6 protein-coding genes and 2 pseudogenes are annotated in these 12,114 nt (G+C 66.8%); 2 read left to right on the plus strand and 6 right to left on the minus strand.

Annotation, left to right across the window (positions count from 1 at the left end):
- Positions 1 to 51 precede the first annotated feature (51 nt).
- Both MB84_RS24945 and MB84_RS24950 read right to left on the minus strand, forming a co-directional pair.
- Positions 52 to 3,483, minus strand: coding sequence for an autotransporter outer membrane beta-barrel domain-containing protein (locus tag MB84_RS24945; RefSeq protein WP_169835073.1), 3,432 nt, complete (start codon positions 3,481 to 3,483; stop codon positions 52 to 54).
- 488 nt (positions 3,484 to 3,971) lie between these two features.
- Entirely contained in the window at positions 3,972 to 4,736 is a 765-nt protein-coding gene (locus tag MB84_RS24950; protein ID WP_052654292.1) for a hypothetical protein, read from the minus strand.
- Positions 4,737 to 5,026: 290 nt separating this feature from the next.
- Between MB84_RS24950 and MB84_RS24955 the strand changes: the two genes are divergently transcribed.
- Positions 5,027 to 5,260 (plus strand): hypothetical protein, encoded by a 234-nt coding sequence (locus tag MB84_RS24955; RefSeq protein ID WP_157122932.1) that lies wholly within the window; start codon positions 5,027 to 5,029, stop codon positions 5,258 to 5,260.
- Positions 5,261 to 6,108: 848 nt separating this feature from the next.
- Here the strand turns inward: MB84_RS24955 and MB84_RS24965 are convergent.
- The 4 genes and pseudogenes from MB84_RS24965 to srlA all read right to left on the minus strand — a co-directional run.
- Positions 6,109 to 6,624 carry a VUT family protein gene (locus tag MB84_RS24965; RefSeq protein ID WP_052654297.1) on the minus strand — a complete coding sequence of 172 codons (516 nt, stop codon included), beginning with the start codon at positions 6,622 to 6,624 and terminating at the stop codon, positions 6,109 to 6,111.
- A 378-nt stretch (positions 6,625 to 7,002) separates the two neighbouring features.
- Positions 7,003 to 7,380, minus strand: a complete 378-nt coding sequence (locus tag MB84_RS24970; RefSeq protein ID WP_052654299.1) for a PTS glucitol/sorbitol transporter subunit IIA — start codon at positions 7,378 to 7,380, stop codon at positions 7,003 to 7,005.
- A 16-nt stretch (positions 7,381 to 7,396) separates the two neighbouring features.
- Positions 7,397 to 8,413 (minus strand): PTS glucitol/sorbitol transporter subunit IIB, encoded by a 1,017-nt coding sequence (gene srlE / locus MB84_RS31755; RefSeq protein WP_052654627.1) that lies wholly within the window; start codon positions 8,411 to 8,413, stop codon positions 7,397 to 7,399.
- 60 nt (positions 8,414 to 8,473) lie between these two features.
- Positions 8,474 to 9,001: pseudogene (srlA, locus tag MB84_RS31760) on the minus strand (PTS glucitol/sorbitol transporter subunit IIC); the annotation flags it as partial.
- A gap of 1,698 nt (positions 9,002 to 10,699) precedes the next feature.
- Here srlA and MB84_RS24980 point away from each other — a divergent pair.
- A pseudogene (locus MB84_RS24980) lies at positions 10,700 to 12,060 on the plus strand (MFS transporter).
- Positions 12,061 to 12,114 lie beyond the last annotated feature (54 nt).

Raw genomic sequence — 12,114 nt, forward strand, 5'->3', positions numbered from 1 at the left:
TGCCGGCGAGTGCCCGCGGTCGTCGCATCGCGCGATGCCGCGCCGCGTGGCTCAATAGCGCCACGTGGCCGACACCGCGCCGGCGAGATCGGTGTCGCCGCCGCGGTAGAAGTTGCTCGCCATGGCCGCGCCCACCGTCATGCGCTTACCCAGTCGGTACGTCAAGCCCGCCTGCACCGTGACGCTATCGCGCCCCACCACCTGCGTGCGCGTCGCAAAGCGGGCGGCGGGCGCGCCCACGAAGGCCGCCCCTTGCGCGACCGCCGTGCCGAGGAACTCGTGATTCCAGGTCGTTTGCAAGTGGGCGCGCAGCACGTTGCCGGGCGTCGCCGGCAGCGCGAAGCGAAGCTCCGCCCCGACACGCGAGCGCAACGATTGGAACGTCTGGCCGTCCAGCGCCAGACGCACGCCGCCGTCGCCGTTGCCCGCCGCCTCCGTCTCGCCGGGGCGCGACACCCTCGTGTAATCCAGCGCGACGATCGGACCCACGCTCAGGGTCGGGCTCAGGGCCCAGCGCCAGCCGCCGCCCAGCGAGGCCGCGGCCGCGGTACCGGTCCAGGTGCCGCGGGCGGTGCCGGTATAACCGTTAATGGCCACCGAACGATCCACCCGAGCGTCTTCCACGCCCACACGCACCGCCGCAAACGCATGCGGCCCGCTCGGCGTCTCAGCGGCGTAACGCGCATGCACGCCGACGTCGAGTGCCGTGGTCTTGCCCGTGTCACGGCCGTCGCGCGCGGCGCCGTCCAGACGCGTGGACTGGGCACTGACCGCGCCGTGCACCCCGAGCGTCCAGGCACGCGCTTCGGGCACGCCCCGCTCGGCACCAAACACCACGCCGTAGGCGTTGCCGTTCGCGCCCGGCTGATCGCCCGCGGCACCGCGCCAGTAGCCCGCGCCAAACGACATCGCAAACGCCCGCCAATCGCCGCGCGCCGCGCTCCCCTTGGCGGCCGTGTCGCGCCCGCGCTCGGCTCCCCACGCCGCATCGGCGACCAGGTCGGTAATTTGACGCTCGCGCAATAACGCGCCGGTGAACATCGCGCCATACACGCTCGGGGAAAGCCGGCGCAGTGTGCGGCGCACCTCGCTGCCGTCGGGCGCCGAGAAGTCGAGCGCGGCGACGAGCGGCCGCAACGTCGTGTCGGCCGTGTCCGCCAGACGATCCAGGGCCCCGCCCACCTGTTGGCTGTTGGCGTCCGCCCCATAGCGTGAATAGGCGTTGGCCGTGCGCGCCACCGTCACCGCGTAACGGCCGCCCGCCCGCGGCTCGACCCCCACGCGCAGCGTGGGCGAATCGAGCAGCCCGGTGACGTTCGCGAACATGCCCGAGGTCGTCGTTGCGCTCACCATCTCGTCCACCGCCACGCCGAAGCCCCCCGCATACCAGCCACGTTGCGGGGCAATCGCGAGCGTCCCGTCGAGCGTGGCGTGGCCATTGACGCTCAGTTGGGAAAACGTCCTCGTGGCATCGAGCTCGATGTGCAGCGTGCCGCTCGACGTTTGCACGTAGTCACCGTTCAGGGTGAGCCGGCGGTCGGCGCCGTTAAGCAAGGGCGCCACCGTGCCATGGTTGGTGAACGCTTGCGAGGCCGCCAGCGTGTAGCGGCCATTGCCCATGAGCGTGGCGCCCGGCGCCACGCTCGCGTCGTGCACGAGATGATCGCCCGTGAACAGCGACGTCCCGCCGAGCCACTGCAGCGAGAGATTACGCCCCGTGATGTTGCCGTCGTATCGGAGGCGAAACGCGGGGTCCGCAAGCTCAGTCGCGCGGCCGTCGACGTCGGCCGCCTGGCCGAAGCTCAGCTCGGTCAAGCGCAGCGCGCCCGCGGGGTCGCGCCGCACATAGTCGGACACGATGTTGCCCACCAGCGACGCCCCGCGCATCACGTTGATCTGGCCCACATAGCCATTCTCGGACACATAGATGGCCGCGTACCGGCCGGCCAGCCGGCCCGTCAGATCGAACGTGCTCACCAGCGGCCCGTCGAGTTCCGGCAACAGTGGCTGGTCTTGGCCCGCGATGCTCCGCACATAGGAGCCGCGATACTCACCCGCGTTCGACAGCGGGTTATTGCCAAAGTCAAAACTCGCCGCGATACCGTGCTCCCCCAGCGCTTGCACGTCGCCGCGCTGCGTGAAGGTGTGATCCCGGCCGTAGGCGAACATCACACCGCGCGCATAAGCGCCGTCGGCATACACGCGCGTGCCCGGCAACACCACGAGGTGGTTCTGCCGGCCGTCCACGCGAATGCCGCCGCCGCCCGCCCCACTCGTGAGCAAATCGGCGCGCTGATAAATCGTGTTCGCGCTGCCATACACGTGCAGCCCGAGGCCCTGAATCGCCGAATTATAAGTATTGGGCAGGTAGGCCGTGCCCTGCGCATTACGCGCGAGGTAGGGCGCGTCGTTGACGATCTCTTGACCGTCGGCGTAGACCGAGCGGCCGAAGAAGTTGCGTCGATCGATCACGTAGCCCAGATCCTGCATGAGCGCGAGCTCCGCCTCCAGAAATCCGGTGTAATTGCGGTAGTTCTGGTGGCTCATCAAGCTGTTCTTGAGCTCAAGGTGCGTCATATAGTTCGGATTGACGGTGTGCGGCGCGTCGTAAGCGGTCATACGAACCGGCACGCCGGGCAAGCCCGAGCCGGCCAACACCTCGTCGACGTGCGCACCGACGAAGTGAGCGCGTTCGGCCCGCACCTCAAACGGGGCGATCGCGTCGGGGGGATTGACGCACCCCTGGCAATAGATCGCTTGCCCCGGGCGCGCGGGCTGACCGTTGTCGTCGCGAAGATGCGCCGTAAATTCACTGAAGTGCGCAGCAAACTCGGGCTGGTAGCGGTGCGCGACCGGATTACCCCGCTCCACGAAGAAGTTGCTGATCCCCATCGCGTGCGCGACTTCGTGGCTCACGACCGCCGCCAAATCCCAGCCGGTGCCGAGCGCGAGGGGCGAGGGGACATAAGCCTGCGGTGAGAACGGCAGACGCCCGAGGACGAATTCCCCATAAGCGCCATACTGCGGATCCCCGGCCGCCCGATTCTGCAACGCGGCCTGCAGTTGCAGCGGGGCGACCACGCCCTCCGACGGCGCAAGCGGACTCGACCCAAACGCGTTATCGGTATCCGGAATGGTGCCGACGTTGAGCTCCGCGAGGGGCTGGTCCGGCGCCGCCTTAAGCATCTGGGTCCAATACCGTATCCCCCCCCGCGCCCCATTGACTTGGTCTTGCGACATGTCCCAGGTCGAGGCGGCTTCCTGGTGCTTCGCATTCGTGCCGTAGATGCCGTCGCGCGTGCCGAAGATGCGCGCCCGCAGAATCGGCACACCGTTGGCATCCTCCACCTCGAGGACCTCCACCGCCTGCGCGTCCGGGGCCATCAGCAGGAACGCCGCGCTCATCGCGATCGTGGCGCACGCGGCGCGCCAGGTCGTCATCCTAGTGCCCAGCTTCATGGGGGCTTCTCCTTGCCGTCGCATCGCCGCGACGCACACCGTCAGGGGGGGCCCTCGCCGGCACGCCAAGCGGCGGCGCGGCCGTGGCAAGGGATGTCTTGCCGCGATTCTCGGCACTCGAGGACACGCGGTCGATCGGGCCAACACCTGAAGCGCGTCGGCCCGGCACCGCAGGCTTGGCATCTTCGAGCCGGCGCGGTCGGGTCACGCCTTGGCGTCGGCGATCGGAGAGCGCGTCACACGTGGCCCCCCGGGGTGTGCACCGGGCGCGCCCCCTGCTCACTCGAATCTCGGCAGAAGCACGCGGCGCGGCCGTCCTCCTACGCGAAATCGTTAAAAGTTCGATGTGGGGGCGTGGCTTCGCGAGCCACCTCTGGCGGCAGCACGATGACATTGAACCCGACGCAGTGAATGCGTTCGTTCGAGACAACGAACCGGGCCTCAAGGTGGGGGGGCCCTGCATACCAGACGAGCGCGTGTATCACGTCCTCTCCCTCTTGACGGAGCTTGAACTAAGCCACGCGCGGCGTCACCTCCGGCATCGGCTGCGTGGACTGCATCCCCCCGACACTCGCGCGATTTGATTCGGCCTCCTTATGTTCTTCGAGTTGCGTAGGGGCCGGTGTCTTCGGCAGGAGCACCGTCGACTCCTGCTGGCTCAGCGCGTTGACCAACGCGTCATACGTCGACGCCGCCGCGAGTTGACCCAGCAGGGCCTTTTGTGTGACCGGCGCGCTCTGGAAGACGGGGTCCTTCGTCATCCCGCCCTTCCGATACCGCTGCTCGAGCTCGTCCAATGTGGCCAATTGGTCTCTGGCACGCCTGATGCCTTTGGTGGCGAGCTTGGCGGCCCCTTGGGGCTTCGCATACAAGGTGAGGGGGGCCTCGTCGACGCCCGTGAACTCGATGTGCAGGCCGCGGTAATCGTCGCCAATATATCTGAGCTTGGCTTGATCATCCGGGTGCAGTTGCGCTCGGACGATTTCAATAAGCCCCGGCACGTCGAGCCGACCGGGGTCGTCCGGGTGGTAGGCGCAGTACACCAACTCCCGCATCCTCTTTGTTGTCTCGCTCGCCTCTCGGGTGAAACACCCGCTAAACCAGTTTGGCTTGGGATTCACCGCGGCCAAACTCGTCGCATTACGCGCTGCAACCAGATCCCCGAGTGTGAGCGCCGCGGCCCCGTTCACGTCCCTGAGCAGCACCGTTTTGGGCGACCGTGTGGCGGCGATGTTGCCCTGCCGAAGGGGCGTTGTATGTGTGACTTGCTCGAGCATGACGCGTTCTCCCGGACGTTCATTGCAATGGATGGGGCGACGCCGCATCGGAGGTCACCGCGATGCGGCGGCCCCCGAGGGGCCGGTGCCGAGCTCGCGGACCGCGACGCTGCCCGTGCTCAAGCGACGAGTTGACGTGCTGATCGACGCGGTCTCGTGCGGGCCAAGCGGATCGAATTCACCACGCACGGGGAGGCGGCCTCGACGCATCTCGCACCCACGCCCTCTGCCCGTCGCATCGCGGACCGGCTATGATGGCGGTTCGGTCACTCTCGAACACCGGTGACTTCATGTCTTCTCTCAAGTTTGTGCACCGCGGGTGCGCCGTCGACATTGAAATTCGAGCGCGCACCATGCTGTGGGACATCACGATCGAAATTACACCGTTCGACGGCGTGGAGCTCATCACGCCGTTTGGCCCCCGCAAGCTCAAATGGCCGCGGACCCAAGAGTTTGCGGTGTTGCAAAACGCGCTCGTTGATGAGGTGTGCGAAGCGATCGACCGCAGGCTCGTGGGCGGCTGAGGCGCACTGCAGTGTCCAAGCGGGTGAGGGCCACGCGCCACGGCACGCCGAGTACGACCACACCGGTGGCTTGGGTGCCATCCACCCCGTCATCAGGGGCCGGTGGGAGGCGCACGAAGCGCGCGATGTTGTGCTGTCGTGCGCTCGTGCGCTCGTGCGCGCCTGCGCGTCGGAGTTCGTATTTTCTGCGGGCCGCACACGGGCTCGCCCTCTGACGCCGGCGCTCGCATGCGGCACGTATTTTCCCACGCGGCGCGGCCCGCTCCATGGTGCACAGTCGTCGCTTGCGCAACGGCGCCCCCCCTTGGCCGGCTGCGCCACCCGCCATTGGCAATCACCGCGACGCGCAACGCCCGCCCCCACGGCACCGCCGACTGAGCGGATCGGAGTCGCGCTCGGCCTCGAGCTTCGCGCCCCTCAGCGCGCTCGGTTCGCAACGCGAGCCGGCGCTGTTCTGCAGCGGTCGATATCGCGCGCCGCGGGCGCCCACGCTTGCCGCAGCCCCCGGTGCTTGGCCTGCAGCACCGTTACCCCGGGCTTGGCTCGGCGCAAAGACGCGCGCCTCCGGTGTGCTCGCCACGGGCATGCCGAGACGACGTGCCCCCGAATTTGCGCGGCTCGCCGCCTGCGCCCGGATCGCCTCGGTGTCATGGCGATTTGGTCCATTTTATTTGCCCATTGTGCGCTCGGTTCACCCCATGAAGCAACCGCTGTGCTTTACGTCGTTGAGCGCCAGGGTCAACGCGAGGAGGGAACCCTCGAAGCGACGTTGACACTCAAATTGCCACGGGACGCCCTGCCTGGCACTCGCCCCGATCAATCGTCGGGCGGACTCATCATCGGTTGGGCTATTCGTCGGGCGGGCTGTTCGTCGGACGATCGGCGGTACGTACGTTTCGGAACAGCGCCCACGACCACAGTGCGCCACCCGCAATCTTCGCCACGAATTGGAGCGCTGCGATCGTCGGAAATATCGTGCCGAACGCGATCAACGGGAAGATCAGTGAGTCAAGCGCCGCAGCCGCGACATTCGCGCCATTGGCGCGCGTCAAAAGCGGATAGCGGCGCGCCGCCTGAAAGACAGCCGCGCTGCCAAGGGACGCCGTACTGAACGCGACGAGCGATGCCAACGATATCGCGGCGGATGCGGGATTGAGCCCATAGCTCACGACCCCCGCGCCGACGATCAGGCTCATCATTCGGACCCACAGCGCTCGCCCTTGCCAGTCGAGATGAAGTCGGTCTCGGATGGCCAGGTCGAGCCCGATCAGCAGGAACGCGTTGATCGGCGTGGACGCCGCACCGAAGTGCGCGACACTGAGATTTGCAGCGGCCACCGCCGCGACGTAGAGAAAGAGGAACATTCCAGGACGGGCCGATGAGGCGGATAGCAAATTAGGGATAGCCGGTTGAGCGTGGCGCGCTCGCGCAGACGCCCCTGGGCTGACGCGTTCCGACGCCCCAACCGCGGACCGATGACGCCCCAGAGTGCCGCGGGGAGCTCACCGACGTGCCCATTGAGACCCGTCAGTTGAGATACCGTCAATTGAGGTACCTTCGTTAAGCACCGCCTCTGACGGTGCAAGCACGCCGCCCCTGGGTTAAAAATCTCAGCAACGCGCCGAACGCGTGAGGCCGCCGCGGGGCGTCGAGCGAGCGCTGCATCGGCCTCTTGCCGTCGCCCCCTCGGCCTGGATCGGCTCGCCCGTGTAACGAATGACATCGGCGGGCGGCGGCCGAGCTCACGCGTCGACGAACTCGATGACCGTACCGCTGCGCATGCCGGCGAAAAGCGCGGCGCCGTCGATTTTGGATGCACAAATCACGCCGGGACGCTCATCGGCCTCTGCGCCGTTAAACGTGATCACCACGTGACCGAGCTCGCGCACCTTGTGCCATGCGCTAGGTCCGACGGCCGTCACCACCGCGCAAGTTTCGCCGATCCGCAGCACCGCGCCAAGGCGCGGCGCGCGCTCGCTCACTTGCTCGACACGGTGAAGAATCGAAACTTCGGCTAACCCGGACGGCGCGCCGTGCGCAAACAGAATGAGCACGCCCCCTTCGAGCAGCGACCGGACTTCAACACCAATGCTGGAAATGATCGTCTTGTAGTAGCGCATGCCCCTCCTCGATGCGTCACAGAGCCAGGCTCGCGACCCAGGCCACCAGCACCGAAACGGGCCCCATCATTTGCCGGCTGACCAGCACAGCGGGCACCCCGAGGCGAATCGTTTCCGGCTTCGCCTCGCCCAGACTCAGGCCCACCGGGGCGAAGTCGCAGCCGACCTGCGTGTCGTACGCAAACAGTGCGGGCAGCGCCAAGTGCGGCGCAATCGTGCCATGAGCGATCGCCGGCCCGATGATCGCCGCACCGATCACTTGGGCGATCACGGCCCCCGGCCCCAGCACCGGGGACAGAAAGGGCAAACCGCAAATCGCCGATAGGGCCGCGAGACCCACGATATTGTCGGCGAGCGGCGCGAGCCAATGCGCAAGCCCCGTACTTGCCACCAACGAATCGATCAGGCCGATCAACAGGGCCACGAACGCGATGAATGGCAACACGTTCGTGATCACGGTATCGATCGCTTTTCGGCCACTGGTGTAGAGGACGTTGACCACGCCGCCCATGCCGCCGGCCACCGTGGTGAGCGTGCCGGCGAGAGCGGCGCGGTTTTTCACCCCGCGCACACTGCCCGGTTCTGGCGCGACGTTCGCGCCGCCCGCGCATGCGCGTGGCGCAGTCATGTCTACGTCCGCGGGCGGCGTCAACCCGTCAACGCGATGCAGGCCATCTCGCTGCACGCCCGAGACGTAGATGTCTTCCGTGATGAACCGGGCGAGCGGTCCCGAGGGGCCCCCGGGTCTGATATTAATCGTGGGAATGCGCTTGCGCGGATAAACGCCGCACCGGGCCGTGCCTCCGCAGTCGATAACCACGGCCGCCACTTCGGCGCCGGGCGGCGCAGTGCGAAAGCCGTCCACGACCGTCGCGCCTGTCAGCTCCGCGAGCCGCTGCGCGACTTTCGGGATATCCCCTCCGGTCACCGCAACGATTTTGTTGCGCTGCTGCGTCGGTGTAACGACAAGCGGCCCGCCCCAACCGTTCGGCCCGCATCGAACTTCGACGGCATGGTAGGCGGGCGCGTGGATCGCCCGCGCGCCGGCACAGGTATCACCGACTGGGGAGGGGGGCGCGCCGGTCCGCATCATCATCCAGCGCGTAAGCGCCTCGGTCACCGCACCTCTGAGAAGATTGACAAGGAGCGCAACGCCCAGATAGTAAAGCGCGAGCTTGGGCAACGAAAATGGTACCGCGTGTGTTTGCGCGAGCGTCGTGATCCCCGTGGCCACGCCCAGCCAAACGAACAGTTCGCCCGGATTGCAATGGGGAAATAAGCCGGTGATCGGGTGGCAAAGCGAGACGGTGGTGTCGTAAAAGGCGGGTTTATGCCGTTCCTCGAGAAACACACCGAACGTGTACGCCATGGGGTTCGTCAGAAAGAACATCGCAAGCAGCGGCAACAACGAGTATCTCGTGACGCTATGTTTTGATAGGAAGCGAGCGAGCCCCCGAATGCGGCGCTCACCCACCAGGGCGATCATCGTATAAATTGCCGTGAGCAGAACGATCAGCGTGGGCAGGATGCCGGTGACGAACACGACGAGCGTTTTCCCACCCGCGTTGAATGCGCCGGTCAGCGCCTCGACCGTGTGTGTGAGCCAATCGAGTGGGGCCATGGTTTTTGTATGAGCGTGCCTTCCCGAGCCGGTGCCCTCGGGTGGCGTCGAAGTTGAATCTCACGCGAAACGCCTGCGCAGGCTTTCGACGGCTTGCGCGTGCGTGAGGCGAACGTGTACGCAGCACGGCTGCGGGTCATGCCGATATCGCGCCGAGGGATGCGGGTTGCCGGAATGCCGCCGCGGCGGCCCGCTTGCTCACAGGCTCATAGGCTCAGAGGCTCGCAGTCGCGCGCTGCGCTGAACGGGTGCTGAACCGGTGCTGAACCGATAAGGCCTCGGCGTCGGCCACCCACTCACCGCCCTCGCACGGTTTCGTTCCGTCTGTGCCTGCCGATGTACGGCGTCCGCATCGTCCGTCGCCCCCCTCGGGGCACCGACGCGTCGCACCGTATTTCCGATGACGCTTACGCCAAGCCACACATTCATGCGACGCGCCACGCGCACGCGTGACGCTCTTTGCGGCCACGTGCAACGCCCACGCCAACTTACGCGGCAAACGACGGCGCCCCATGCGCATGTTCGCTCGCGCTCCGCGATGCGGCGCCCTGCCGGGCTCACCAGCCCCCATGGGCAGACCGGTCCAGCGATGTGCGCTCCCCCCCTGCGTGAGCGGCGGCGCGCGCCCGCCGTGCCGAACGCCATGTGTTTGCCCAACCGATGCGGCCACTCCCCGTGACATTGCGATGAAGCCCGCGGGGATCACCCCGCTGAGAATCAGGCCGTCGCCCATCCGGCGGCCTACGTCGCGCACGTGTGCGACGGCGACTCGGCGCCCGATAATCGGTCACCCTTCTCGACGGTCCACATCGCGGGTTCGCCTGTCACACTCTATCGCCCTCTGCGCGGCAGCGGGTACGCCACGCGAGAGCCAACGCATCAGCAGGTATTAGCAGTGGTTAGCGGTTATTAGCAGTTCGCGCGGATTATCAGGCGCAAACCAGGCGTAGGTGGCGCGGCCTGACGCGGCCTGAAGCGGCCTCACGCAGCCACACGTACCGGCGCACTCGGGCACCCGCTTCAAGCGAGTCACCGCTCGACGTCGTCACCGCCGCCATGAACGCCACGAATGCGCGACACCGGCTATCGCCGGCGGTTTTCCTAACGTCGGAAAATGGCGGAACCCGTGATCGAGGTGCATAGCGCGGTGCATACGCGCGCGCCGCCCAACCACGCGGCGCGCGGGCCCCGCGTGCCCCCTCGCGATGCAGCGCCCGCGAGATGCGGTACCGGGACCGAACCCCCTCCCCCATTCCGCGCGCCGCTTTCATCACGATGTATCAGCGCCGTGACACACCACACTCGGTCCCGGTTACCCTGCCCGAGTGCCGAGGAGGTGAAAGCTTCGAGCCGAAGCAGTCGGCCACCTCGGCACTGCGGGTTTGCCGCCGGCAGTGCGTCATCCGCTTGACGAGCCCCTGTCAAGCCGGCGGGGCGCTGACGTTATCCCACCGGTCGCGCTCACGATGTCTGCTAAGCGCCTGCGGGGAATCGTCTTGGGGCGTGGCGCCCGATAGTCACTCAAGGGCCGCGCGGGGATGCTCCGCCCACGACACGCGCAACCCGTCGGTAAGCATGACGTGCCGTGGGAGGCCGCATCCGACGCTCCGGCACGCGACGGCCACCGCCGCGCTCCCGTGGCCCGCCCTTTCGGAGCACAAGATGTGGCGAACAGAACGCAACGCTAAACGGTGATCGATGCACGCTTCCAAACTCGGTTCGACACAATCGCTCAGTTATTCGGATTACAAGCTCATCGGTTTCACGGCCTTGGGCGGGACGCTCGAATTCTATGACTTCGTGATCTTCGTTTTTTCATCGAGACGGTGGGCACCCTCTTCTTCCCCGCCACGACGCCCGATTGGCTACGCCAACTACAGAGCTTTGGCATCTTTGCGGCGGGCTATCTGACAAGGCCGCTCGGCGGCGTGGCGATTGCTTACTTCGGCGATTTGTTTGGCCGCCGGCGCACCTTCATGTTTAGCCTCGGCTTGATGGCGCTGCCAACGCTGGCGATCGGACTGCTGCCCACCTACGAGCAGATCGGGCTGCCGGCCCCGGTCCTGCTGCTCCTGTTTCGCCTCATACAGGGCGCCGCCGTCGGTGGAGAGATGCCGGGCGCATGGGTGTTCGTCGCCGAGCACGTGCCCGACGCACGGGTCGGGCGTGCCTGTGGGATCGTCGGGGCGGGGGCATGCGCCGGGCTGTTGCTCGGCTCCATCGTCGCCTTAACCGTCCATCGATGCTTGCCCCCCCACGAGGTGCTTCGCTACGGCTGGCGGCTCCCGTTTCTGCTTGGGGGCATGCTGGGTATCGCGACCGTTTCGCAACGCCGCAAATTGCACGAGACGCCGGTGTTTCAGGCGCTCCAACGACGCACACACCCGACTCGCGGCACCCCGCTCAAGGTACTGGCGCGCCACCATCGAGGCAATGTCCTACGCTTGATGTCGCTCTCGGCGGTGGTGGCGACGACCTTCGTGGTGGTGATGTTAATGACGCCGACGCTGCTGCAAAGCCACTATTCGCTGCCGGCAGCCGCCGTCTTTGCGGCGCACTTCGCGGCGATCGTCGCCCTCGTGGTGGGCTGCGTAGCGGCCGGTATCTTGGTCGACGGCATCGGCCCGCGCATCACCTTGAGCGGGGGATTTCTGTTGCTCGCGGCCGGCAATTACGGGTTGCATGTAATCGCGGCCCACCACCCCGCCTGGCTACTCGCGCTTTACCTTCTCACCGGCTTTGCCCTGGGCACGGTCGGCGCCATGGGCGCCGTCTTCATCCGTGCCTTTCCCGCCCCGGTGCGCTGCACGGGCGTCTCATTTTCGTACAACTTGCCCTACGCGATATTGGGCGGCGTCACCCCCCTTCTCGCATCGCTCTTTTCGGCATTCACACCGCTGGGCCCCGCCCACTACGTGGCCGCAGCGTGCGCGCTCGGGATCCTCGTCGCACAGAGCCCGGCCATCAACAAGACCTCAGCCGCCCCACACTTAGCCCTTGTCAGCCACACCGGCCCCCCGCCCCGTCTCGATGCCCCGCCTCCGCCTCCACGAACGTGACGCGCCCGCGCTGTCCTTGCCACGCTGCACCCCGCCCCTCCCCCGGTGAACCCT

The sequence above is a fragment of the Pandoraea oxalativorans genome, assembly GCF_000972785.3.
Lineage (GTDB): Bacteria > Pseudomonadota > Gammaproteobacteria > Burkholderiales > Burkholderiaceae > Pandoraea > Pandoraea oxalativorans.